25 protein-coding genes are annotated in these 23,059 nt (G+C 56.6%); 12 read left to right on the top strand and 13 right to left on the bottom strand.

Annotated elements, in window-relative coordinates:
* Positions 1-230: 230 nt before the first annotated feature.
* Together D1823_RS22105 and D1823_RS22100 are read left to right on the top strand one after the other, a co-directional pair.
* On the top strand, positions 231-686 hold the full coding sequence (locus tag D1823_RS22105) for an alcohol dehydrogenase catalytic domain-containing protein (RefSeq protein WP_254683715.1): 456 nt from the start codon (positions 231-233) through the stop codon (positions 684-686).
* Positions 687-703: 17 nt separating this feature from the next.
* Positions 704-1,216: a hypothetical protein gene (locus D1823_RS22100; RefSeq protein ID WP_254683714.1), complete on the top strand. Its 513-nt coding sequence runs from the start codon at positions 704-706 to the stop codon at positions 1,214-1,216.
* 535 nt (positions 1,217-1,751) lie between these two features.
* Here D1823_RS22100 and D1823_RS11005 read toward each other — a convergent pair.
* The 3 genes from D1823_RS11005 to D1823_RS10995 form a co-directional block, all read right to left on the bottom strand.
* Complete coding sequence (locus D1823_RS11005; protein WP_117869944.1) at positions 1,752-2,066, bottom strand: DUF1244 domain-containing protein; 315 nt, start codon at positions 2,064-2,066, stop codon at positions 1,752-1,754.
* A gap of 87 nt (positions 2,067-2,153) precedes the next feature.
* The gene (locus D1823_RS11000; protein WP_117869943.1) at positions 2,154-2,393 is read right to left on the bottom strand and encodes a DUF6868 family protein; all 240 of its coding nucleotides are present in this window, start codon (positions 2,391-2,393) and stop codon (positions 2,154-2,156) included.
* An 87-nt stretch (positions 2,394-2,480) separates the two neighbouring features.
* Positions 2,481-3,218, bottom strand: a complete 738-nt coding sequence (locus D1823_RS10995) for an N-formylglutamate amidohydrolase (RefSeq protein ID WP_117869942.1) — start codon at positions 3,216-3,218, stop codon at positions 2,481-2,483.
* A 142-nt stretch (positions 3,219-3,360) separates the two neighbouring features.
* Here D1823_RS10995 and pyk point away from each other — a divergent pair, with 142 nt between their 5' ends.
* Positions 3,361-4,806 carry a pyruvate kinase gene (gene pyk / locus D1823_RS10990; RefSeq protein WP_117869941.1) on the top strand — a complete coding sequence of 482 codons (1,446 nt, stop codon included), beginning with the start codon at positions 3,361-3,363 and terminating at the stop codon, positions 4,804-4,806.
* Positions 4,807-4,819: 13 nt separating this feature from the next.
* On the opposite strand, the gene D1823_RS10985 is transcribed toward pyk, so the two are convergent.
* Positions 4,820-5,281, bottom strand: coding sequence for an Lrp/AsnC ligand binding domain-containing protein (locus D1823_RS10985; RefSeq protein WP_254683713.1), 462 nt, complete (start codon positions 5,279-5,281; stop codon positions 4,820-4,822).
* Between the two features lie 198 nt (positions 5,282-5,479).
* On the opposite strand from D1823_RS10985, the gene D1823_RS10980 reads away from it, so the two are divergent.
* The 5 genes from D1823_RS10980 to D1823_RS10960 all read left to right on the top strand — a co-directional run bounded on the left by D1823_RS10980 (position 5,480) and on the right by D1823_RS10960 (position 9,167).
* The gene (locus D1823_RS10980) at positions 5,480-5,917 is read left to right on the top strand and encodes a universal stress protein (protein ID WP_117869939.1); all 438 of its coding nucleotides are present in this window, start codon (positions 5,480-5,482) and stop codon (positions 5,915-5,917) included.
* Between the two features lie 13 nt (positions 5,918-5,930).
* Complete coding sequence (locus tag D1823_RS10975) at positions 5,931-7,481, top strand: sodium:alanine symporter family protein (protein WP_117869938.1); 1,551 nt, start codon at positions 5,931-5,933, stop codon at positions 7,479-7,481.
* Between the two features lie 183 nt (positions 7,482-7,664).
* Complete coding sequence (gene rpmI, locus D1823_RS10970; protein ID WP_010443552.1) at positions 7,665-7,865, top strand: 50S ribosomal protein L35; 201 nt, start codon at positions 7,665-7,667, stop codon at positions 7,863-7,865.
* A 14-nt stretch (positions 7,866-7,879) separates the two neighbouring features.
* Entirely contained in the window at positions 7,880-8,245 is a 366-nt protein-coding gene (gene rplT, locus D1823_RS10965; RefSeq protein WP_058273348.1) for a 50S ribosomal protein L20, read from the top strand.
* Positions 8,246-8,408: 163 nt separating this feature from the next.
* The gene (locus D1823_RS10960; RefSeq protein ID WP_117869937.1) at positions 8,409-9,167 is read left to right on the top strand and encodes a hypothetical protein; all 759 of its coding nucleotides are present in this window, start codon (positions 8,409-8,411) and stop codon (positions 9,165-9,167) included.
* 102 nt (positions 9,168-9,269) lie between these two features.
* On the opposite strand, the gene D1823_RS10955 is transcribed toward D1823_RS10960, so the two are convergent.
* A complete protein-coding gene (locus tag D1823_RS10955; protein ID WP_117869936.1) occupies positions 9,270-9,731 on the bottom strand; it encodes a hypothetical protein in 462 nt (153 codons plus the stop codon).
* A 162-nt stretch (positions 9,732-9,893) separates the two neighbouring features.
* Entirely contained in the window at positions 9,894-11,285 is a 1,392-nt protein-coding gene (locus tag D1823_RS10950) for an aspartate aminotransferase family protein (protein WP_117869935.1), read from the bottom strand.
* A 221-nt stretch (positions 11,286-11,506) separates the two neighbouring features.
* Between D1823_RS10950 and D1823_RS10945 the strand changes: the two genes are divergently transcribed.
* Positions 11,507-13,135, top strand: a complete 1,629-nt coding sequence (locus D1823_RS10945; protein ID WP_117869934.1) for an acyl-CoA synthetase — start codon at positions 11,507-11,509, stop codon at positions 13,133-13,135.
* Here the strand turns inward: D1823_RS10945 and D1823_RS10940 are convergent.
* The 7 genes from D1823_RS10940 to hmgA form a co-directional block, all read right to left on the bottom strand.
* Complete coding sequence (locus D1823_RS10940; RefSeq protein ID WP_117869933.1) at positions 13,114-13,467, bottom strand: DOPA 4,5-dioxygenase family protein; 354 nt, start codon at positions 13,465-13,467, stop codon at positions 13,114-13,116. The genes D1823_RS10945 and D1823_RS10940 overlap by 22 nt on opposite strands.
* An 86-nt stretch (positions 13,468-13,553) precedes the next feature.
* Positions 13,554-14,192: a maleylacetoacetate isomerase gene (gene maiA, locus D1823_RS10935; RefSeq protein ID WP_117872856.1), complete on the bottom strand. Its 639-nt coding sequence runs from the start codon at positions 14,190-14,192 to the stop codon at positions 13,554-13,556.
* 11 nt (positions 14,193-14,203) lie between these two features.
* Positions 14,204-14,401 (bottom strand): DUF2783 domain-containing protein, encoded by a 198-nt coding sequence (locus tag D1823_RS10930; protein WP_117869932.1) that lies wholly within the window; start codon positions 14,399-14,401, stop codon positions 14,204-14,206.
* Between the two features lie 3 nt (positions 14,402-14,404).
* Positions 14,405-16,015 (bottom strand): FAD-dependent oxidoreductase, encoded by a 1,611-nt coding sequence (locus D1823_RS10925; protein WP_117872855.1) that lies wholly within the window; start codon positions 16,013-16,015, stop codon positions 14,405-14,407.
* A gap of 133 nt (positions 16,016-16,148) precedes the next feature.
* A complete protein-coding gene (locus tag D1823_RS10920; RefSeq protein WP_117869931.1) occupies positions 16,149-17,099 on the bottom strand; it encodes an MBL fold metallo-hydrolase in 951 nt (316 codons plus the stop codon).
* Positions 17,100-17,109: 10 nt separating this feature from the next.
* Entirely contained in the window at positions 17,110-18,366 is a 1,257-nt protein-coding gene (gene fahA / locus D1823_RS10915) for a fumarylacetoacetase (RefSeq protein WP_117869930.1), read from the bottom strand.
* A gap of 209 nt (positions 18,367-18,575) precedes the next feature.
* The gene (hmgA, locus tag D1823_RS10910) at positions 18,576-19,931 is read right to left on the bottom strand and encodes a homogentisate 1,2-dioxygenase (protein WP_117869929.1); all 1,356 of its coding nucleotides are present in this window, start codon (positions 19,929-19,931) and stop codon (positions 18,576-18,578) included.
* A gap of 57 nt (positions 19,932-19,988) precedes the next feature.
* On the opposite strand from hmgA, the gene D1823_RS10905 reads away from it, so the two are divergent.
* From D1823_RS10905 to D1823_RS10895, 3 genes are all read left to right on the top strand, one after another.
* Positions 19,989-20,441, top strand: coding sequence for a MarR family winged helix-turn-helix transcriptional regulator (locus D1823_RS10905; RefSeq protein ID WP_117869928.1), 453 nt, complete (start codon positions 19,989-19,991; stop codon positions 20,439-20,441).
* Positions 20,442-20,501: 60 nt separating this feature from the next.
* The gene (locus D1823_RS10900) at positions 20,502-21,752 is read left to right on the top strand and encodes an adenylate/guanylate cyclase domain-containing protein (protein WP_117872854.1); all 1,251 of its coding nucleotides are present in this window, start codon (positions 20,502-20,504) and stop codon (positions 21,750-21,752) included.
* Between the two features lie 245 nt (positions 21,753-21,997).
* Complete coding sequence (locus tag D1823_RS10895; RefSeq protein ID WP_254683712.1) at positions 21,998-22,825, top strand: class I SAM-dependent methyltransferase; 828 nt, start codon at positions 21,998-22,000, stop codon at positions 22,823-22,825.
* Positions 22,826-23,059: the final 234 nt, after the last annotated feature.

The raw sequence follows: 23,059 nt of genomic DNA, 5'->3' as shown, positions 1-23,059 counted from the left end.
GCTTTTGCCTGATCATTGAATTCGACGGTCAGTCTAGTACGTGTCTGGATCGGAGGCTTTGCGATGGATCAAGCGTTTCTAAGGCGCGCGTGTGCTATCGTGCCGATAGTCGAAACTCTGTTCCACGTTTGGGGATCGTCCGAAAGCCGGGTTCGTGCGCCCCGTGACTTGCAACGAAGGAAGCAAAGAACGCGGATGATCCCGAGTAATTGTTTTTGGAGTGCTACAACATGACACTCGCAATGGTTTTCAAAGGTGTCGGCCGCGAGCTGAGACTGGAAGGCATCGAACTTCCAGCACCAGGCGCTCATGATATACAGATCCAGATTGAGGCCTGTGGTGTTTGTCGCACTGATCTGCACGTCGTCGATGGAGACCTCAAGCATCCTGAACTTCCACTGGTTCCCGGTCACGAAATTGTTGGACGAATCCTGCGTAAGGGCGATGAAGTGACAGGCTTGGAAATCGGGCAGCGCGTCGGCGTGCCTTGGCTTGCGTCCACCTGTGGTCAGTGTCCTTATTGCCGAAGCGCACAGGAAAACCTGTGTGATGCGCCAATATTCACTGGATACACACGAAACGGAGGATTTGCCGAAGCCTGCCTCGCGGATGCACGCTACTCTTTGCGCTGCCAGAGGTCGCCGATCCGGTTGCACTGGCCCCGTTGTTATGTGCCGGGCTTATAGGGTTCCGCTGTTTGCGAATGGCTGAAGATGCCAGGAACATTGGGTTCTATGGGTTTGGAGCCGCCGCGCATATCTTGGCGCAATTGGCCGTCTGGCAGGGTCGAAACGTCTATGCGCTGACCCGACCCGGCGATATCGAGGCACAGGAATTCGCGCGTGATCTGGGAGCAGTATGGGCGGGTGGGTCTGACGAACAACCACCAGCAGAACTGGATGCTGCGATCATTTTCGCGCCCGTCGGGTCCCTTGTGCCCAAAGCGCTGCGCGCCGTACGAAAGGGCGGCCGCGTGGTTTGCGGTGGGATTCACATGAGCGACATCCCAACATTTCCATACAGCGATCTGTGGGGGGAACGACATATCCTGTCTGTCGCAAACCTAACGCGCAAGGATGGTGAAGAGTTTTTCGCAATTGTCCAAACCGCAGGCATCCAGACACAGACGCAGAGATATTCACTAAGGGATGCCAACATAGCCCTCGCGGATCTGAGTGCTGGGCGGTTGCAAGGGGCAGCGGTTTTGGTTCCCTGACCAACGGCTCCAAGGTACTCTAAAATGCGACTACCCGCCCCATAAATTTGACGACTTTCTTTCAGGCGGCCACGCCTTTTTTTAACGCCCAAGCTTGTCGCAGTGTGATGTGCTTTCAGAAAGGTCGCGTCCATTGCCCGGCGGGGCATCACGGTTGCCCTCTCGTCTTGTGCGGCCCCTAGGCGGAGGGCGCGCGCTCCGCCAGAATAGATCAGTTCACCGCTCGTTTTTCGAACCGTGAGTCATCTCTCCAAACGGAAATCAATGGGTCCTAACCCTGAGTTCCCGGTTTAGCTTGACGCCAACTTGGAATTTAACACAGGCGTAGGATCAGGTTGGTGTGCGATCAGCTTGCGGACCAGCTCAGCGCCGCGGCCACCACGTAATCTGCGAGTCAGTTGGATAATGCACGCCAAAAACCTGTTCTGGGCTCAGGGCAGCCGTTGATTTGTTTGGCGCGCGGCATAACAGCTTGAGGCGGCAATCCACATCAGATGGCCTGCCGGATTGGCAGGCCTTTTTGAACTTTGCGCTGTCAGTCTTTCCTGCCGACGTTTTTTTCGAACGCAACCTTGAAGGCGGCCTGCTTCTCGGGGTTGGCCTCTGTTTGATACTTGGATTTCCATTCATCCATTGTCATGCCGTAGAAAATCTCGCGGGCTTCATCCTTGCCCAGCTCGATACCCTTTTCGTTCGCGGCTTCCTGATACCAGCGCGACAGGCAGTTGCGACAAAAACCGGCGAGGTTCATCATGTCGATGTTCTGAACGTCCGTGCGGTCTTCCATCAGGTGCTTTTGCAACCGGCGAAACGCGGCAGCCTGAAGTTCGATTTCGGTTTGCTTGTCCATGATGTGGCTCCGGATGGCGATTGTGTTGAATCTGACCTAACAACCCAGCGGTCCTGTTACAACAATCTGACCTGCACCAGTGCGTTTTCACATCAGTTTCAATGCCAGCCACGGTACGATGCAGAAGACCAGCGTCAGGATCTTGTAGTTTGCAAGGTACCTGAAATACGCGCGTTTCACATCGGGGCGTTCCATCTGAAACATCCTGCCGTGAATGCCTGCGATCCAATCCTGCAAGAGCAGAACCATCAGGGTGGTAAACAGAAGAACCGCGATATTGAGCACGGCCATCCAACCAAAAAAAGTCGTCAGAAGCTCTAGTGTCACGATGACCCCCTTTCCCTGTTCATATGGGGATCGAGAGGTTTTCTCACAATAGCGTGATGAACGTTAAAGCGCGTGTGAGACTTGCGGTCAAAGGTCGCTTGCTTCCAATGCATCTTGCAGCATAGGAGCCAATCGTTCGGCCCATTCCCTTTGCCCCGCATGGTCCGCGATCAAGTCGTTGCGCAGCTCGATCAGTGCGTTTGGGCGTCCGAACGCGGTACAGTGTTTGTCAATCGCATCCCCCGGCAAAACTCCGGAATACGGCTCGTTGACGCCAACACTCAGATCATCCTCGGCCTGAAGTCTTGCGACCAGAGGGCGCGAGAACCGTTCGTCCAAGGTGTGCAGCACACCAATGTGCCATGGACGCGGTTCACGACCGCGCAGTTGGCGGGTGAAGGAATGCATCGAAACGATCACCGCATGGGGCAGGGCCGCCATTTGCGCCAGTGCCTCGTGATAGGGGCGGTAGCACATGTTCAGGCGACGTTCGCGTTCGTCATCATCTGCATGGCGATTGCTGGGGATGATTGAGCCATCATAGAGTTTCATCAACAGCGTCGGATCGTCTTCACCCCGGTTTGGGTCGATTACCAACCGCGAGAAGTTGGCGGCGATCACCGGCGCGTTCAGGATCTCACCTAAATGTTTCGACACCTCGTACGCGCCGACATCATAGGCGATGTGGCGTTCCATATCCTCGCGCGGCAAACCGAGGTCGCCGCCATTTACGTCTGGGGGAACAGTATTGGTTGCGTGGTCGCATGTGATCAGCCAGCGCGACGGGCGATCCGCACCGTGGACGAAAAACGGGGTGTATGTCATGAGCCTGTCATCTAGTTTGCCGCAGGTGTAGGGCAGTTGCTTTGAAAAGGGAATTGCGCAATAAGCATCGAAATGATGTTTGCGGTAACATTTTGCGGAAGCTGATCTGCAAACCTGAGATGACGTAAGGAGGTCTATGCTAATGCGACGCCTGAGAAATGTGAAAATCGTGGCGACGCTGGGGCCAGCGTCAAATGACTATGACACGATTCGTGCCCTGCACGAGGCTGGCGCAGATGTCTTTCGTCTGAACATGAGCCATGGCAGCCATGATGAGATTCGCGAACGGCACAAGATCATTCGACAGGTGGAAAAGGACCTGGACAGCCCGATTGCCATTCTGGCCGACCTTCAGGGGCCCAAGCTGCGCGTTGGTGTTTTTGCCAATGAGGCAGAGGATCTGGAAGAAGGCGCAGCTTTCCGTCTCGACCTCGACCCTGATGCTGGCGACATCAACCGGGTCTGCCTGCCGCATCCCGAGATCTTTGCGGTGCTGGAACCGGGCGCGCGCCTGCTCGTTAATGACGGCAAGATCCGTCTGACTGTTCAGGACTGCGGACAGGATTATGCAAATTGCACGGTTGAGGTGGGGGGCACGATCTCGAATCGCAAGGGCGTCAACGTTCCCGATGTGGTGCTGCCGCTGGCGGCTTTGTCGGCGAAAGATCGAGAGGATCTGGAGTTTGTCTGCCAACTGGGCGTCGACTGGTTGGCGCTGAGCTTCGTGCAGCGCGCCAAAGACGTTTTCGAGGCCCGCGCACTTGCTGACGGCCGCGCGGCGATCCTGTCCAAGATTGAAAAACCTGCCGCAGTTGAGGCGTTTGACGACATCCTTGATGCGTCGGACGGGATCATGGTGGCGCGAGGCGACCTGGGCGTGGAACTGCCTGTATCTGCCGTGCCTCCGATCCAGAAACGCCTGGTTCGAAAATGCCGTGGGGCGGCCAAACCCGTCATCGTTGCAACACAGATGCTGGAAAGCATGATCGAAAGCCCGATGCCGACCCGTGCCGAAGTGTCGGACGTTGCGACAGCGATCTACGAAGGTACGGATGCCATCATGCTCAGCGCGGAATCGGCAGCCGGTGCCTATCCGATCGAAGCCGTGCAGACGATGAACAAGGTTGCCATCGAAGTCGAAGCCGACCCGACATATACGCAGATCATCGCCGCCTCGCGTACCGCCAAGGGAACCACCGTTGCGGACGCGATCGTTGCCGCGGCGCGCGAAATAGCCGAGAAAACCGAAATCAAGGCGATCTGCTGTTTTACGCAAAGTGGCACGACAGCCGCATTGACCGCGCGCGAACGTCCCGGTGTTCCGATTATCGCAATGACGTCGCTGATGGGAACGGCGCGCAGACTTTGCCTGACCTGGGGTTGCAACTGCGTCATGACGCCCGAGCTCGAACGGTTCAAAAGCGCGGTAGTAAACGCGGCTCGCGCAGCCAGGGCAGGAGGCTTTGCAACCGAGACCGATCAGATTGTCGTCACTGCGGGCGTGCCGTTCAACGTGCCTGGCACGACCAACATTCTACGTGTGGCCCCGTGTGACGAGCGTCTGATCTACAGCACTGATCCCGAATAATCAGAAACCGGCTTCAGGTTTCCGGTACCCGTTGGCCAACAGGTTCTTTCACGGCTTCCATGACCGTGAAGGAGCTGGTTTGGTGAATTCCGGGCAGCTTGTTTATTTTCTCTCCCAGTATCATCCGGAAATGCGCAATATCGCGGGTGCGGACAGTCAGAAGATAATCAAACGACCCTGCCACCATCAGGCAGCTTTCGATTTCCGGCACATTGCGTACGGCCTCGTTGAACTTTTCCAGGGATTGTTCCGCGGTCGCGGTCAGCGACACCTGCACGACGGTCAGTAGGGCCAGCCCAATCCGTTCTTTGTCGACTATGGCGCTGTAGCCCTTGATATAGCCGTTCTTTTCCAGCCGTTTCACACGTTCAGAGCAGGGCGTATTCGTAAGGTTTACGCGCGCCGCAAGCTCAACTATTGAGAGCCGACCATTGGCCTCAAGCTCGTTCAGGATGCGTTGGTCGATATTATCCAATTCTCTGCTAATCAGTAATATTCCCTGTATTTTTAGCGTAAAACGACAAATTCCACTGAATATAGACCAAAAAAATCTCCAATTCCTAGTGAAAATTCCTGATACTTACCAAAGGGCGGTCTTATTGAAAGTTCCAAGTTCCGGCTGCCCTGTCGGGGGCACGGGCCCCGGCCAAATGAAAAAAAATGGAGGAACGACATGACAACAAAGATTGTCATAGGACTCGACGGGACAGAGACCGGTGAGCGCGTGATTGCCTTTGCAAAGGATTTGGCAAAGCTGATCGGGACGTGTGAATTGGTGGTCGCTTATGTGATCGAATGGTCCCCTTACACCTTTCAGACACCGGAAGAAAACGCACAGCGTCACAAACGAAGGGAAGAAGAGGTTGATCTGGCTACGTCGCGTATCGTGACACCTGCCGTTGAGGCCCTCAGAGAGGCTGGTTTTGAAGCGCAGGGTGTTGTTCGTCATGGCGATGTGGCGGAGACCTTGAACACCATTACAATGGAAATGGGCGGCTCGCAGATCGTTGTTGGCCGGTCTTCGGCGGACGGGATCAAGAAACGTATCTTCGGCAGCTCGACGCAAAACCTTGTGATGCATGCCGATGTTCCGGTCACGGTTGTGAACTGAAGGGAGGGACAAAATGAGAATGCTAAAACAACTCGGCGCCTCAACGGCCGCCGCTATTGTCGCTAGCCCTGCCTTTGCGCAAGACGCTCCGGGGCTTGATGAAAAAATCAACCAGGCTTTCGCTGACCTGACCGGTCCATTCGTTGGCTTCATCTTCGCGCCATTTCCCGGGACCAGCTTTCCGTGGATCGTGATGTGGCTGGTGATCGCTGCGACGGTCTTCACTCTGTACTTTGCTTTTGTGCAGATGCGGTTCTTCAGTCACGCAATCAGTCTTGTCAAAGGTGACTATTCCGACCCCAATGATGCGGGCGAGGTCAGCCACTTTCAGGCTCTGGCCACGGCGCTTTCGGGCACAGTCGGCCTGGGGAATATCGCGGGCGTCGCCGTTGCCGTCGGCATCGGCGGACCGGGCGCAACCTTCTGGATGATCCTAGCGGGTCTTCTGGGCATGGCGTCGAAATTCACCGAATGTACGCTGGGCGTGAAATACCGCAACGAGTACGAAGATGGCACCGTTTCGGGTGGCCCGATGTACTATATGTCCAAGGGGTTCAACGAATTGGGCTTGCCGGGTGGCAAAATCCTTGCTGTTCTGTTCTCGATCTTCTGTATCCTTGGCGCGCTGGGCGGGGGCAACATGTTCCAGGCCAATCAGGCGCATCAGCAGATCGCGAGCATCGTCGGTGATTATCCTGGCTGGATCACAGGGTTGGTCTTCGCAGCGGTTGTTTTCATGGTCATCGTCGGCGGCCTGAAGTCTATCGCGCGGGTGACTGAGAAGGTCGTACCGTTCATGGGCGTTCTCTACGTTCTGACCGCTCTTGTCATCATCCTGATGAATGCGGATATGATCGGCTGGGCCTTTGGCCAGATCTTCGCCGGCGCCTTCACCGGTCTGGGTGTTGCAGGCGGCATGGTTGGCGCGCTGATCCAGGGCTTCAAACGTGCGGCGTTTTCGAACGAAGCGGGTGTTGGCTCGGCGGCGATTGCACACTCGGCTGTTCGGACTAAGGAGCCGATCACCGAAGGCTTCGTGTCGTTGCTGGAACCGTTTATCGATACCGTGGTGATCTGCACAATGACCGCTCTGGTCATCATCATCACCCAGCAATTGATCATCGATCCGGAAACCGGCAACTACATGCTGAATGAGGCCGGTACGGCGATTGCCACTGTTGACGGCAACTCGGGCGTCAGTCTGACTTCAGCCGCTTTCGGCAGCGCATTCAGTTTCTTCCCGTATATCCTGGCGGTTGCGGTGATTCTGTTTGCCTTCTCGACCATGATCAGTTGGTCCTACTATGGGCTCAAGGCCTGGACTTACCTGTTCGGTGAGGGCCACACCAAAGAGCTGATCTTCAAGGTCATCTTCTGTATCTTCGTCGTCATCGGGGCGGCGGCCAATCTTGGCCCGGTCATCGACTTCTCGGATGCAGCGATCTTTGCGATGGCGGTGGTCAACGTCTTTGCGCTCTACTTCCTGATGAAAGTGGTGCGTCAAGAGCTGGCCTCTTACTCTGAGCGATTGAAAACCGGTGAAATCCGCAAATTCGAGCACTAAACCCAATCACTGGGGCGGCCATTGTCGCCCCAGTGCCTGATCAGCCTGCAAAAAGCGCAGATTCTGATCCAAACCCCCTTGCCAGTATGACCGAACTTGCGTAAACGGCGCTTCTGATCGCGTGACCGGCCGAGATGGCATGCCGAGTCGCGTCTGAAACCGAACCCGGAAAAGGAGACGGAAATGCCTAAGATGAAGACAAAGTCGAGCGCCAAAAAGCGCTTTAAGGTGACTGCGACCGGTAAGGTCCTTGCTGGCCAGGCCGGCAAACGGCACGGCATGATCAAGCGGACCAAGAAATTCATCCGCGATGCCCGTGGCAACACCACCCTGTCCGCCCCCGACGCCAAGATCGTCAAGGGCTACATGCCCTACGACCGCTAAGAGGAGATTAAGACATGTCCCGCGTTAAAGGTGGAACCGTAACTCACGCCCGTCACAAGAAGGTTATCAAGGCCGCCAAAGGTTACTATGGCCGCCGCAAGAGCACCTTCAAGGTTGCCCGTCAGGCCGTCGACAAGGCCAACCAGTATGCAACCCGCGACCGTAAGAACCGCAAGCGCAACTTCCGCGCCCTGTGGATCCAGCGTATCAACGCTGCTGTGCGTTCGCATGACGAAGCACTGACATATTCCCGCTTCATTAACGGCCTGACCCTGGCCGGTATCGAAGTGGATCGTAAAGTTCTGGCCGACCTGGCCGTGCACGAACCGGAAGCGTTCGGCACGATCGTCGCCAAAGCTCAGGCCGCTCTGGCCGCCTGAACCCTCTGAAAAGAGACAGTGAAAGAAAGGCCGTCCCGCTTGGGGCGGTCTTTTTTTGTTCGTGATTAGATAGTCCGCTTCGAGCCCAAAGTGACAGCCTATTCGGTGCACAGTACGGTTTTCCCAACTTGAAGCAGAGACATACTGAACCCAACATAGGCTTATGCTAAGAGCCATTCTTTGGATAATCGGCATTGTCATTGGCGTACTAGTTTTGGTTTTCGCGCTCGGTGCATTCATGCTTTTTGTGTTTTATCCTGCCAAGCATGCTTTGAATGTTTATCGAATGGATGCGAAGAACGAGCGGATTTGGGAGGAAGGTATTGCCCGTGTTGTGACTGTGGAGGCCGAGCTTCGCACCATGAGTGGCGTTGAAACACTAGAGTCGGACATAATTTGTTATCAGGGTCACTTTGCACGGCCATGGACATTAAAAAATGGCGCGCCAAGGACTGGAAGAACGCCGACAAGTGTCGGGTTCGAGAGCCTACAGACGGATTTTCCAACTGGCGCAACGCTGTATATAGATTTGTATCATCTTTGCGTTGAGGCATTCCGAATAGAAACCAAAGAGGTGCCATTTAAGCTTGATGGTAGCGATATGTATGTCGTTGCTCCCGAACTTAAGTTGTATTGCTCCTTTAGACTGCCCAATCGGCTAAGCGAAAAGTTCTTTCAAACTGACGCTGCATGGGTGAGTTATCCCAAAATTGTGGAAATAACCGAGCGCCCGTTAAACTCCACGACAACGATTTCTGAAATGGGGTCATCGGAAACACCTCTAATCGGCTCCAGATTTGGGCAGCGGTGGGGCTTGGGGTTCCGAAGAAGTAACTGGCGCTCTGATGAACAGTGCTGGACCGGTAAGTTAGGGCAGTGCAACGAAGCAATGAACAATTATTGCGGGACTAACCCGAGGTAGTGCAGACACTATATGAAGGTCGGCTTTGTCCGCACAGCGGACTTAGGCGACATCGGTCTTTGCATATCAGGTTTTCTGGATCGCACTAACTCTCGGCACGCATTAGTTGCTGTCGTTCTTCTTCACCAACTGCGCCGCAAAGGACACGCCCGTTCCCGGCCCGGCATAGGTGACCATGATCACGTCATCCAGATAGACTCCGTTGAATATCCCGGCTGACACATCGTCCCCCGATATCCCGGCCTCGGCCAGAACAAAGCGGGTGGGCTCGTCCAACGAAAAGGTGCCCATAGCCTCTTCTACGATCCAATCGGTGTCGCCGATCCGACGCCAGCGATTGGTGGCGGTGATCAGGTTGCCGTCCAGCTTGGTGATCTCCAGCTCCATCTCGGTTTTCAGCAGGCCTTTCCCGTGGTTTGGGTTCGATTTGGCGAAGGCCACCAGATAGGTGCCGTGCCAGGTGCCGACGATCTGGGGAAACCCGCTGCCTTCATTGGCGCTGGAAGGGGTGGCAACCGCAAGGATGGCCACGGCCGCGAGGCTTCGGATGAGCTTTAGTACCATTGGACACGTCTCCTGCATGGGGTGTAATAACCACAGGGTACTTGAGTTGGCGCTTTTGACAAACCCGTGTGTGTAAACACAAAAAAACCGGCGCGGTGGGCGCGCCGGTCTAAGTTCATCCGCCGTGATTGCATGAGTGGTGGCAGATTTATTCAGTTAGGTTCAGCCGAATACACGCCCCAGTGCGCCGTCGACCGCATCAGTGATCTGGTCGATGTCGTCTGCGGTTGCAATCAGTGCGGGCGAGAAGCACAGCGTGTTGTTGCGGCTTGGGATCGAGCGGTTGGTGGCCCCGATGATGACGCCTTGCGCCATACAGTCGGCGACGACCGCCTGAACCTTTTTCTCGTCCATCGGCTCTTTGGTCGCCCGGTCGGCGACCAGTTCGGCCCCCAGGAACAGACCTTTGCCGCGCACGTCACCGATGACTTTGTGTTTTTCCATCAGCGCCTGAAGGTTGTCGAACATGCGGTTGCCCATGTCGGTGCAGTTCTGCAGCAGGTTCTCGTCTTGAATGATGCGCATGTTCTCGATGGCCGCGGCCGGACCGGCGGTGCAGCCACCAAAGGTCGAGATGTCGCGGAAATAGCTCATCGGGTCCGACATGTCGTCTTTGAACATGTCAAAGACTTCCTCGGTGGTGACCATGACTGCGATCGCCGCATAGCCCGAGGCCACGCCCTTTGCCATGGTTACGAAGTCCGGCTTAATGCCGTATTGCTGATAGCCGAACCAGGTGCCGGTCCGGCCAACGCCGCAGACAACCTCGTCGATATGCAGCAGCACGTCGTATTTCTTGCAGATTTCCTGCACACGTTGCCAATAGCCTTCAGGCGCCTCGATCACGCCGCCACCTGCGGTCACCGGCTCAAGGCACAGCGCGCCAACGGTGTCGGGGCCTTCGCGCAGGATCACGGCTTCGATTTGGTCTGCGGCCCATTCGCCGAAGTTCTCTTCGGGGGCGCCGTCCAGCTCGTGCTTGCGGTATTCCATGCAGTGGGGCACGCGCACGAAATCAGGTGCGAAGGGGCCGTATTGTGCAGTACGTTCGTCCTGACCACCTGCCGACATGGTTGCCAGCGTCGAGCCGTGATAGTCGCGGTCACGATACAGGATCTTGGTCTTCTTGCCGCCGTACTTCTTGTGCGCGATCTGGCGCACCATTTTAAACGCTTTCTCGTTCGCCTCAGAGCCCGAGTTGGTGTAATAAACGCGGCTCATGCCGGGCATCTTGTCGATCAGTTGCTCGGCAAAGATCGCGCCGGGGATCGAGCCGGCCGAATTGGCGAAATAGCACAACTTCATCAGCTGGTCGTATACGGCCTTACAGATCGATTCGCGGCCATAGCCCACGTTGACAGTCCAGACACCGCCGGAAACCGCATCCAGATGCTCTTTGCCTTTCTGGTCCCAGACGCGCATGCCTTTGCCTTCGACAATGATGCGGGGGTCATTGGTTTCAAAGGGTTTATGCTGGATCAGATGATGCCAGATGTGGGCGCGGTCAGCCTCGACCACGCGGGAAAGATCGTTTTCGTTGAACGTGCCGTCCATGACAAGTCCTTTCAGTGAGATGCGGTGCACGGGGTGAGGAAACGGTATGCCCCGGCCTATGTTTAAGATGCTTCAGATCACCGCGAATGGCCGGATCTAAGTAGGGCCAGATCGCACCATCCCGTATTGCCAGTCAATAAGGGTATCGTAATACTACGGATTTGTCAGAGCACCAAGTTTATGCTCAAGTCGCGCAAACCGAGTGCAGGGAGGATCAGCAGTTGGCAGCGACCAATATCTATGAGCGTCATTTGGACAAATGCCGGGCGAATTACACACCCTTGTCGCCCCTCTCGTTCATTGAGCGCACGGCGCAGGTTTATCCCGATTACCCGTCGGTCGTTTATGGTGAGCGGCGGTATACCTGGGCTGAAACCTATACCCGGTGCCGTCGGCTGGCGGGTGCCTTGAACGCACGAGGTGTCGTAAAGGGTGATACCGTATCAATTATCGCTGCAAACATCCCCGAAATGTATGAAGCGCATTTTGGTGTGCCCATGGCGGGCGCCGTTCTGAACGCCATAAACACGCGCCTGGATGCGCCGATAGTCGCTTTCATCCTGAACCACGCCGAAACCAAGGCGTTGTTGGTTGATCCCGAATTTTCCGGCGTCGTGAAAGAGGCGCTGGAGCAGGTTGATCATGATATTTTGGTAATCGACATCGAGGATCCCAGCTTTGATGGTGGTGAAAGGCTCGGCAGCCTGACCTATGACGCCCTGATTTCAGGGGGAGATCCCGAGTTTGACTGGTCACTGCCCGAGGATGAATGGGACGCTATCACACTGAACTATACGTCCGGTACAACGGGCAATCCCAAGGGCGTGGTCTATCACCACCGCGGCGCTACCCTGAATGCACAATCGGATTTGCTGGACTGGGATATGCCCAAGCATTCGATATATCTGTGGACCTTGCCGATGTTTCACTGCAATGGCTGGTGCTTCCCTTGGGCCATGGCAGCCAATGCAGGCGTGTCCATCTGTCTGCGCGCCGTGCGTGCCGAACCTATCTATGCGGCATTCCGCGATGAGAAAGTCACCCATTTCTGTGGCGCTCCTATCGTTTTGAACATGTTGGCCCACGCGCCAGATGAATTGAAAGACTTTGACCATCAAATCAAGGTGATGACCGCGGGCGCTCCGCCGCCGGCCGCCGTGATCGAAGCGATGGAGGCGATGGGGGTCGAAGTCACGCACGTTTACGGCCTGACCGAGACTTACGGACCTTCGGTCGTTTGTGCGTGGAAGGATGAATGGAACGACAAGGGACCCGAAGACCGCGCCGCTCTGAAAGTACGGCAGGGCGTGCGGTATACGGCGCTGTCTGGTCTGATGGTAGCCGATCCCGAAACGATGGAGCCCGTTCCCGCGGACGGCGAAACCATGGGCGAGATCTTTATGCAGGGCAATGTGGTGATGAAAGGGTATCTCAAGAACCCTGATGCCACGGATGGGGCCTTCAAGGGCGGCTGGTTTGCATCCGGCGATTTAGGCGTCATGCACCCGGATGGCTATATCGCGCTCAAAGACCGTTCCAAGGACATCATCATTTCAGGCGGCGAGAATATCTCGTCCGTCGAGGTCGAGGGTATCCTCTACAAACACCCGGCAGTCATGGAAGCGGCGGTTGTGGCCCGGCCAGACGAGAAATGGGGCGAAACCCCCTGCGCTTTTGTTGAGCTGAAGCCTGACGCGACCGCGACCGAGGCAGAGCTGATTGTCTTTTGCCGGGACAACATGGCCCATTTCAAAGCGCCCAAGACCGTGGTGTTTGGCACCCTGCCGAAGACTTCAACCGGTAAGGTGCAGAAATTCGTTCTGCGGGATCAGGCGCGGGCGCTGGGCTGAAGCTTGGCAAAGATCGACAGGTCCAGATCCAGCATTTCACCCATCCAGATCGCGCGATCGCGGTGATCGGCCAGATGGTCGCCGGTTTCCGGGTGGGTGAAAACCGAAAGGCCCCGCCGGTTCAGCATCAACCACGGAGTGACCTGATCAAAGGCATCAGCCGCAAAGCTCAACTGGCAGCTCCAGCGCGGGTGGGGGCCGACATTACGGCAATGCATGTGCCCCATCTGGACGGGGAACAGACGGGCGGCCTCTTCGCAGACCTGTTGTGCCGTGTTCTGCGTGTCGGCGTCAAAATAGACATGGGCATGGTAGCCGGTGATCTCGGGCATCAGAACCTCTATTGCTTTGATGAAACAAAGCTAAGTCCGATCGGGCCAGACGCCTAGGCGCACAAGCACACAGGATCTGTGCAAGGTTATTGGGGTGCGTGCGCTTCAGGATGTGCTGCGACAAATGCCGGGTGACCGGCGCAGGCCTTTTCGACCCCCAACAGACGGGGCATGTCCGATAAATCGACCTTCCACCGGCGCGCGTTGTATATCTGCGGTATCAGGCAAATGTCAGCGAGGCCGGGCTGCGAACCAACACAATAGGGGGTTTGTTCAAACTCACCTAACATGGCCTCAAAGGCCTGCAATCCCGGCCGGATGAAGTGCCGCATCCACTCTCCGGGCATATCGGATGGGTCTTTGCTGAGGGCGGTCGCATGTCGTGCAACTGACAGGTTGCAAACAGGGTGAATGTCCACCGCAATCGCATAGGCCAGCGCCTGCACGCGCGCGCGCCCCGCTGCATCGTCGGGCAGAAGGTTCAATTCACGTGTTCTGTCCAGATAGTCGAGAATGGCCAGAGATTGCGTCAGCCGCTGCCCGTCAATATCCAGAACCGGAACGAACCCTTGTGGGTTTCGCGCGATATGTGCGTCACCCTTGTGTTCGCCATCCACGAGGTCGACGACAACCGCGCGATAGTCGATCCCGGTCAGATTCAGGGCGATCCGCACCCGATAGCTGGCCGAGGAGCGCCAATAGTCATAAAGGACGACTTCGCTCACATTCCAATCCGTCAATTGTCGGTCAAGGCGGCGGCGCGAATGGCGTCAGACAACACCTGTTCGTCGCCGATGTGATTGGCCAGCACCAGAACCAGTCGGGCGTTCAGCGCGTCGCTGTCGGCTTTATCAAGCCCTTCATGCGCAGCCAACAGCTCGGCATAGAAGTCGTCAGCATTGTCGATATTCGGGGATAGGATCAGGTCAGACATCGCTTACTCCTTACCACAGGCTCTGCGGATCGCATGCCGGAAACTGTTTTCTTCATAGCTGCCCCGTCGCGCCGCCACGTGCTGATCGGGGCGGATCAGATAAACTGCGCTGGCTGCGTCGCCCAGATAGCGACGTTTCAGCGCCAGGGTCAGGTCATCCTTGACCGACAGCGCCAACCGCGTGACCTCAACCCCGTCTTCTTCCAGCAGCTCTGGGGCATCTGCGTCAATTGTCAAAAGGGTGAATTTGCCTGCCAGTCTGGGCAACAGGAACTCATCACCCAGCGGCGCGTCCGGGCAGGCCGAGCCGGGGCGTGTCTCGGCTGGGCCATCCAGCGCGTCGGCAGAGTTCAGCGAAGAGCTGTCATAGGTGCAAGGTTGACTCAGGCGTCCTGAATTCACCAACGGACGGGCAAACTCGTACTGCTCGCTCAGGTCCAGAACCGCATCCCGCAGAACCCGCGACATCTCGGATTTCGGAGTGATGAAATCGGTCGACCGGCTGGATTTCTGGATGTTCTCATCAGCCCCGTGCACGCGTTCCGCGTTGTAGCTGTCCAGCAGGCTTTCGGGGGCTTTCCCATCCAGCACCAGTTTCAGCTTCCAGCACAGGTTGTCAGTGTCCTGCAGGCCGGAATTGGCACCGCGCGCGCCAAAGGGGCTGACCTGATGCGCGCTGTCGCCTGCGAAAAGGACCCGTCCTTTGCGGAAGCTTTCCATGCGGCGACACTGGAATGTATAAATCGAGACCCACTCCAGCTGAAACTCGACGGCATCCCCAAGCATTGCCTTGAGGCGCGGGATCACATTCTCGGGGCGCTTTTCGCGTTCCTTGTCGATGTCCCAACCCAGTTGCAGGTCAATACGCCAGACATTGTCGGGTTGCTTGTGCAGAAGCGCGGATTGCCCGCGATTGAACGGAGGGTCAAACCAGAACCAGCGTTCCGAGGGGAAATCGGCATCCATGATCACGTCCGCGATCAGGAAGTTGTCTTCGAAAACGCGCCCTTCGAAATCGATACCCAGCATCCGCCGGGTGGGAGACGCCGCGCCGTCGCAGGCGATCAGCCATTCGGTCTCGAGTGTATAAGGGCCTTCGGGGGTTTCGACTTCCAGCCGAACGTGGTCTTCGTGCGTACCGATCGCCTCAACCTTGTTGCGCCCGCGAATTTCGATCGGCGCGCCGTCTGCCTGCAACTCGCGAACACGTTCTACAAAGTAGTTTTCAAAGTGGTATTGCTGCAGGTTGATGAAGGCCGGGTTGGCGTAACCTTCGTCCGGTTGCAGGTTGAATTCATAGACCTGACGATCATCGAAAAAGACCTTGCCGCGGTCCCAAAGAACGCCTTTGTCGACCAATCGCTGACCGCAACCCAGCCGGTCTGCAATTTCCAGCGTGCGTTGGGAAAAACAGATGGCACGGCTGCCAAAACTGACCTTGTCGTTCTCGTCCAGAACCACGACTTCGACCCCCTGTTGGGCCAGATCGATAGCGGCGGCCAGACCAACCGGGCCCGCACCGATCACGATGACCTTGCGCCTGACGGGCATCGGGCTGTCCTGATCCGGGCTGCGTTCATATCCGTATAGCGGCGTTTCAAAGATCTTGTTCATGGGCTCCCCCCAAACAGATGCACCGATGTGCTGCATATCCTGTCCCCCGGCGACGAGCGCCGGAGGCCTTGGCTTATGGTTTCATCGAATCCCGCCGCAAAAAACGATCTGGATCAAACTCGACCGTTTTTCGTCAACCTTGCAGAGCCTCCCACATCTCCAGATCGCGCTGTGCGGTCCAGATACGGGGCGTGTCGATGCCGCGAGCTTCGTCATAGGCGCGAGCCACGTTGAACGGCAGGCAGTGCTCGTAGATCGCGTAATCGGCAAATTTGGGGTCACATTCCGCTCGGACTGCATCCCATGCTTCCTTCAGACTGCCGCCACGTGCCGCAACTTTGGCCGCCGGGCGGTAGGTGCTTTCGACAAAATCGCGGGTATTTTCAATGGCCGCATTCACCATATCCTTGCCGACCAGCGCATCGCCGCGCCCCGGTGCAATGGCGTCGACATCGAACCACTTGATCTCGTCCAGCGTGTCACCCCAGTCGCTGAAATGCCCATCGCCGCAATAGCAGGCCGAGTGATACTCGACGATATCGCCGGTGAACATCACGTTCTGATCGGGCACATGGATGACGATATCGCCTGCCGTATGCGCGCGGCCCAGATGCATCAGGTCGATCCGGCGGTTGCCCAGATAGACGGTCATCGTATCGCTGAAGGTGGTGGTGGGCCAGGTCAGGCCGGGGATGCTTTCGTGCCCTTCGAACAGGCGCGGGAAACGCTGGAATTCGCTGTCCCAATCTTCCTGACCTCGCTCCACGACCATGGCGCGGGCCATGTCCGACATCACTATCTGCTGCGCGCCGAACGCGCTTGCGCCCAGAACACGTACTGCGTGGTAGTGGGTCAGGGCCACATGCGTGATCGGTTTGTCGGTGACGGAACGCACGCATTCGATCACCTTGTTTGCCAGACGCGGAGTCGCCTGCGCCTCGACTATCATCACGCTGTCGTCACCGATGATCACACCCGAGTTCGGGTCGCCTTCGGCGGTAAAGGCATAGAGCCCTTCTCCGACTTCAGTGAAGCTGATCTTTTTTTCCGACATGTCCCCCTGGGACGCGAATGCTTTGGCCATGGTGGGTTCCTTATCGTGAATATGGGTTTTCAAGAGCAGGCAGAACGGTGCCGACACACTCACCGAAGCCGATCGTGTAGCCGTCCGCACTGGCCGCACCGGTAAGGGTCAACGTGTCGCCATCCTCGATGAAGCTGCGGGTTTCACCGCTGTCCAATGTCAGGGGTTCCTTGCCGCCCCAGCTGAGCTCCAGCAGCGAGCCGCGTTCAGGTTTGGTTGGCCCGGAAATGGTTCCGGATCCCAGTAGGTCGCCCGTGTTCATGGGGCATCCTGATGTGGTGTGATGCGCCAATTGCTGCGCAGCAGAATAGTACATCTGGTTGTAGTTGGTCCGGGCAATCGTCGTGGCGGTTTGCCCGGTAGGTGCCATGGTGATCGCCAGATCGATGTCATAGAGCATCGGGCCGCAATCCTTGAGGTGATCCAGCAGCTCGAACTCGCGGGGCGGCGTGTCGCAGCGGAATGGCTCGAGGGCCGCCTTGGTCACGATCCATGGGCTGATCGAGGTGGCCGTGGCCTTTGCCTGAAACGGGCCCAGCGGCTGGTATTCCCATGCCTGGATGTCCCGCGCGGACCAGTCATTCAGAAGCACGTAGCCGAAAATATTGTCATCCGCTTCCTGCACGGTGATCGGACCATCCGAGGGTGTTCCGACAATCGCGCCCATCTCAAGCTCGATGTCAAAGCGACGGCTGGGCAGGAAGGCGGGCAAGTCCTGATCGGGGGCTTTCAGCTGACCCCAGGGGCGGCGAATTTCCGTTCCCGATACCACGACCGAAGATGCCCGGCCGTTATAGCCAATCGGAATATGCAGCCAGTTCGGCGGCAAAGCGTTTTCGGGCCCCCGGAACATGGTGCCGACGTTGAAGGCATGGTTTCGACCCGCATAAAAGTCGGTGTATTCGCTGACGGCGAAGGGCAGATGCATTTCCGCGTCTTCTTGTTTGACAAGCAGAGGTTCGACCTTGGCTTGCTCGTCTGAACCTTCGGCCAGAAGGCTGATAAGCCGTTCGCGCAGCGCGGTCCAGACGGCTGGACCTTCCTCCATCAGAGGGTTCCAGAACGGCATGTCGAACAGTGGCTCATCGGTCAGGGAGATCAGGCCCTCGGCCTCGGCTGCGGTAATGTCAAGGATCATGTTACCGATGGCCACGCCGCAGCGCGGATCATCACCTTCGGTCGAGAAGACGCCGTACGGAAGGTTGTTCAGTGGGAACGGATGTGTCGCGTCATTGGCCGACGCAACCCAAGAAGTCATTAAAGGCATATCTTGCCCCTGTTTGTTATGTTCTAAGAGGTTCTGAAGGATCTTAACTCCGGAACAGCGATTGCAATAGTACGAAGCCGCCTCGGTTGTGGCACATCGTATGCGAGGGGCGCGTCACTGCACACCGGTTGCCGAGGAATGTTAGCTCAGCAACCGGTTCAATTCCACGCCAGCAGAACGGCTGCAATGAAAGTGAACCAGTGGGAGGCTCATTTCTTGCCCGGCGTCCCGTCGAACTTTTTCTCAAGGGATGTCCAGCAGTCGATGTAGTCATCCTGCAGTGGCGCTTCGGTGGCAGCAAACGGGGTCAGGTGCTGTGGGAAGCGGGTTTCGAACATGAACGACATCGTCTGATCCAGCTTGTCCGGCCCCAGATTGGAATATGACGCCTTGTCAAAAGCTTCCCTGTCAGGGCCATGCGGGATCATCATGTTATGCAGGCTAGTCCCACCCGGCACGAAGCCCTGCGGTTTCGCGTCGTACTGACCGTAAATGTTGCCCATCAGCTCGGACATGATGTTCTTGTGGTACCATGGCGGGCGGAAGGTATCTTCCATCACCATCCAGCGTTCACGGAACAGGACAAAGTCGATATTGGCCGTACCCGGCTGGCCGGACGGGGCCGTCAGAACGGTAAAGATCGACGGGTCGGGATGGTCAAACAGGATCGCGCCGACGGGGCAATAGTTGCGCAGGTCGTATTTATAGGGCGCATAGTTGCCGTGCCATGCCACGACATCCAGCGGGCTGTGGCCGATCCTGGTGGTGTGGAATTGCCCGCACCATTTGATTGTCACGGTAGAAGGGGTTTCACGATCTTCATAAGCCGCCACCGGTGCCTTGAAGTCGCGCGGATTGGCCATGCAATTGGCCCCGATCGGCCCGCGACCCGGCAACTCAAATTTCTGACCGTAATTCTCGCAGACAAAGCCGCGCGCAGGGCCTTCCAGAACCTCAACCCGGTACAGCAAACCACGCGGAATGATCGCGATTTCCTTTGGCTCCAGGTCAATGATTCCCAGTTCTGTCGCAAATCGCAGGCGCCCTTCCTGTGGCACAACCAGCAATTCGGAATCTGCCGAGAAGAAATAGTCATCGACCATGGATTCCGTGACCAGATAGATGTGGCTTGCCATGCCGACCTGCGTGTTCACATCACCTGCGGTCGTCATGGTTCGCATACCCGTCATCCAATTCAGACCTTCATCGGAATACGGGATGGGATCCCAACGGTACTGACCAAGGCTGATCACATCCGGATCAATACATGGGGCCGATTTCCAGTAGGGCAGATCTATTTTTTCATAACGATGCGAGTGCTTTACGGATGGGCGAATACGATAGCACCAGGTGCGCTCAGGTGGGTTGGCGGTAAAGGCCGTGCCACTCAGCTGCTCTCCGTAAAGACCATAGTTGCACCGTTGCGGGCTGTTCATCCCTTGCGGCAAGGCCTCGGGCAGGGCCTCGGTCTCAAAGTCGTTCCCAAAGCCGGGCATATAGCCTGCGTGAGTTCCGACAGGCGTTGCAGCCTGTGTCAGCGTATGCGGATCAGTCGGACGATTCATTGCGTTTTCCTCCGTTTGCTGCTTGTCGGTTAATAGTTGATTTTGTAACTAACAAGCATGACACACGATGAATCCGAAAAAAATGATGACTTTGATTTGCAGAATTTTCTGCCCTTCCTGCTGAATCAGGCTGCCGAACGGGCTTCGCTTGAGTTTCAGGCTGTTTACAAGGGCCGCTATGGGATGCTCAGAACCGAATGGCGGGTGTTGTTCCATTTGGGGCTGTTTGGCGAGATGACCGCCAAGGAAATCGGAGAGCGCGCCAGAATGCACAAAACCAAGATCAGCCGTGCGGTCGCCAAGCTGGAAGAACGTCGATATCTGAAACGCACGCGGGACGAAGCGGATCGGCGAGCGGAATGGCTGACACTGACACCGGCAGGGCAGGCTGTGTATCGTGACCTGCGCGGCGTTGCTGCCAAGTACGATGCGAAACTGTCAGGCCTGTTCAAACCGGAAGAGGCCGCGTTGTTGCGTCAAATGCTGCAAAGGTTGGCCGGTTTGGACTGACCTATGGCAATTGATGCGTGCCGCCCCCAAATGGGGATCATGCTTGATACGGACATTAAAATGACCTCGCTAGATTCCGCTTCGGATTCCACACGATCTCTGATCGATTGGTTGGTTAACAAGGGGCTTGAGGGCGCCGGGCAAGAAGAGTTGTTGGAAGGGTTTTGTACCCGATTGGTAGATATGGGTGTTCCGTTGATGCGCTTTCATGCTGCGCAATCGACCCTGCATCCGGTCTATGGCGGCACCGGTTACAGCTGGTACAACGGCGCGGGTGGCGAATCCGAGACGTTTGAATACACGGACACGCCCAGCGAAGTTTGGCAGCGAAGCCCTCTTTATGCGCTGCTAAACGAAGATCTGGATGAAATCCGGGTCAAAATGGTCGAGCACAACGAACCCAGCCGCTTTCCCCTGCTGAACGATCTGCGTGAAATCGGAGCAACCGATTATTATGCCACCGGCCTGTCTTATGAAGGAACGAAACAACTGCGCCCCGACGGCACGAAAAAGGTCAGCGATGGCGTTCTGATGTCCTGGACCTGCGACGCACCGAACGGATTTGAAGACAGCGATCTGAACCGAATACACACTGTACTGCCGCATCTGGGGCTGGCGCTCAAATCCGCAAAGAACCAGGAATTGGCCAAGGATCTGATGCGGGTTTACCTGGGGCGGGATGCCGGTCGCCGGGTTCTGTCGGGTGAAATTCGGCGCGGGTCCTTACAGCAAATCGATGCGGTGATCTGGAATTTCGACCTAGAAGGCTTCACCACGCTGTCCGAAGACCTGCCAGGGCATGAGATCATCGACATGCTGAACGACTATCTGGCTGTTGCCGTGGGTGTGGTGCATGACAAGGGCGGTAACATCCTGAAATTCATGGGCGACGGGCTGATGGCCATGTTCGATGTCGGAGAGATCGACGAAGACGCTCGCGCTGCGCTGAGCGCCGTGCCTTTGTTGCAGTCCCGCATGGATGAACTGAACGCCAAACGCCGTGCGCAAGGCCTGCCTGTGGCAAACTATACGCTGGCGCTACACTCCGGCGAAATTCTCTATGGCAATATCGGGTCCGAGACACGGCTGGACTTCACCGTGATCGGCCCGGCTGTAAACCAGGCCGCCCGCATCGCGGGCATGCACCGGTCTTTGGGTCAGAGGATCCTGATCTCGGACGACGTCGCCCGCGCTGCACGACCCTGCGCACAGGAACTTGTCTCGGTCGGTCGCTACATGCTGCGGGGTGTGAATGAGCCGAAAGAGCTGTTTACGGTATACAGTCCCGGCGAACCATCAGGAACCGAGTGAAACTGCGGCTATTACGTTCAGCATTTCCGAACCTGAAGGACTAGATGGAACGTCTTGGTTTAGCTGGGCATGAGCGGCGGGTTAGCCCGGGCGTTCAAGAATAATGCGGCTTTAATCCAATAGCTGGTTTGTGCTTCCAGCGGAGGTCGTGGCAAGACTGCCGGGAGGCTGTCGTAGGGCGCGAAGAGGGCTTCCATTGGCTTCAGAAAATTGTTGATGCTACGCTGACCTGATTTGGAGGATGCATGACCGACCTCAATGATTTTGAAAAGATGGAGCGCGAAGGCTGGGCCAATCCAGCTATCGCCAAGGGTTATGCAGATGGGTTCGACCGAGCTACGCTCGCTGTGGCGCAAAGGCTTTCGGATGCAGTTTCGGCTGGACCTAAGTCAACGGTTCTTGATCTATGCAGCGGGCATGGTGTGGTCGCTGCAGAACTCACGTCAAGAGGCGCTACTGTAACTGGGCTCGACTTTTCTGCGGCAATGATTTCCCTTGCGCAAGCAGCTGTGCCGGACGCTTCCTTCATTCAAGGAGATGCGATGTCAATGGACTTTGCCGATAACAGCTTTGATGCTGTCACTATTGGTTTCGGCGTACCGCACTTTCCCGATCCCGAACGTGGTTTGGCGGAAGCGGCAAGGGTATTGAGACCGGGAGGGCATATCGCATTTTCAATCTGGAGAGGGAAAGGATCAGATGGTGCATTCGGTTGGTTGTTCGATGCGGTTGGACGTCTGGGCGACCCCTCGGTCACATTGCCCTTCGGACCTGATGCTCATATGCTTGCAGACCGCGCTGCTGCTGAAACTATAGTCACCAAAGCGGGATTTGCAGAGGTTCAGTTGATCGATGCGCCGTCAGAACTGCATGTGCAGCAACCTGAAGACTTGTTTGATGCCTTTGACCAAGGTGCCGTTCGCGCAGCATCACTTTTGGGAGCGCAGCCAGTCATAAAACGAGATGCAATTCGCTCTGATCTGGCGGCACGTACTCGCTCTCAAGGTATTAAACACAATGGCGGTTTTCTGGTCCCGGCTCCGTCCGTCATCGTTTCGGCCGTTCGCCGCTGACTTTTGCAAACTCTTTGTGATTATGCGCGTGCAGCGACTGGCAAGTTTGTCCCGCTAGCCGGATTTTGATATCCCCTGAACCGACCGGATGACCTAATGAAACCGTCAGATGAACAGTTCAAGCCAATTCGGCAGAGGCTGCAATTCGCGCCTTTGTCTGGTTATCGATACGCTTTGCCGGCCGCGAGACAGCTTCGGGTTTCTTAGGCTATATCTCTCCATAACAAGTGGGAG

The organism is Ruegeria sp. AD91A, from assembly GCF_003443535.1.
GTDB lineage: Bacteria > Pseudomonadota > Alphaproteobacteria > Rhodobacterales > Rhodobacteraceae > Ruegeria.
The sequence above is the reverse complement of the archived record's forward strand: the minus strand, read 5'-3'. Positions and strand labels throughout refer to the sequence as shown.

Bases quoted from the DNA above. Each gene is read 5' to 3' on its own strand.
- D1823_RS10955 (WP_117869936.1), bottom strand. From the start codon at position 9,731: ATGGTACTAAAGCTCATCCGAAGCCTCGCGGCCGTGGCCATCCTTGCG.
- D1823_RS10980 (WP_117869939.1), top strand. From the start codon at position 5,480: ATGACAACAAAGATTGTCATAGGACTCGACGGGACAGAGACCGGTGAG.
- rpmI (WP_010443552.1), top strand. From the start codon at position 7,665: ATGCCTAAGATGAAGACAAAGTCGAGCGCCAAAAAGCGCTTTAAGGTG.
- pyk (WP_117869941.1), top strand. From the start codon at position 3,361: ATGCGACGCCTGAGAAATGTGAAAATCGTGGCGACGCTGGGGCCAGCG.
- D1823_RS10960 (WP_117869937.1), top strand. From the start codon at position 8,409: ATGCTAAGAGCCATTCTTTGGATAATCGGCATTGTCATTGGCGTACTA.
- fahA (WP_117869930.1), bottom strand. From the start codon at position 18,366: ATGCCTTTAATGACTTCTTGGGTTGCGTCGGCCAATGACGCGACACAT.
- D1823_RS10925 (WP_117872855.1), bottom strand. From the start codon at position 16,015: ATGAACAAGATCTTTGAAACGCCGCTATACGGATATGAACGCAGCCCG.
- D1823_RS10950 (WP_117869935.1), bottom strand. From the start codon at position 11,285: ATGGACGGCACGTTCAACGAAAACGATCTTTCCCGCGTGGTCGAGGCT.
- D1823_RS10940 (WP_117869933.1), bottom strand. From the start codon at position 13,467: ATGCCCGAGATCACCGGCTACCATGCCCATGTCTATTTTGACGCCGAC.
- rplT (WP_058273348.1), top strand. From the start codon at position 7,880: ATGTCCCGCGTTAAAGGTGGAACCGTAACTCACGCCCGTCACAAGAAG.
- D1823_RS10995 (WP_117869942.1), bottom strand. From the start codon at position 3,218: ATGACATACACCCCGTTTTTCGTCCACGGTGCGGATCGCCCGTCGCGC.
- D1823_RS11005 (WP_117869944.1), bottom strand. From the start codon at position 2,066: ATGGACAAGCAAACCGAAATCGAACTTCAGGCTGCCGCGTTTCGCCGG.
- D1823_RS10920 (WP_117869931.1), bottom strand. From the start codon at position 17,099: ATGGCCAAAGCATTCGCGTCCCAGGGGGACATGTCGGAAAAAAAGATC.
- D1823_RS10930 (WP_117869932.1), bottom strand. From the start codon at position 14,401: ATGTCTGACCTGATCCTATCCCCGAATATCGACAATGCTGACGACTTC.
- D1823_RS10975 (WP_117869938.1), top strand. From the start codon at position 5,931: ATGAGAATGCTAAAACAACTCGGCGCCTCAACGGCCGCCGCTATTGTC.
- D1823_RS10895 (WP_254683712.1), top strand. From the start codon at position 21,998: ATGACCGACCTCAATGATTTTGAAAAGATGGAGCGCGAAGGCTGGGCC.
- D1823_RS10905 (WP_117869928.1), top strand. From the start codon at position 19,989: ATGACACACGATGAATCCGAAAAAAATGATGACTTTGATTTGCAGAAT.
- D1823_RS22100 (WP_254683714.1), top strand. From the start codon at position 704: ATGGCTGAAGATGCCAGGAACATTGGGTTCTATGGGTTTGGAGCCGCC.
- D1823_RS10900 (WP_117872854.1), top strand. From the start codon at position 20,502: ATGACCTCGCTAGATTCCGCTTCGGATTCCACACGATCTCTGATCGAT.
- D1823_RS22105 (WP_254683715.1), top strand. From the start codon at position 231: ATGACACTCGCAATGGTTTTCAAAGGTGTCGGCCGCGAGCTGAGACTG.
- hmgA (WP_117869929.1), bottom strand. From the start codon at position 19,931: ATGAATCGTCCGACTGATCCGCATACGCTGACACAGGCTGCAACGCCT.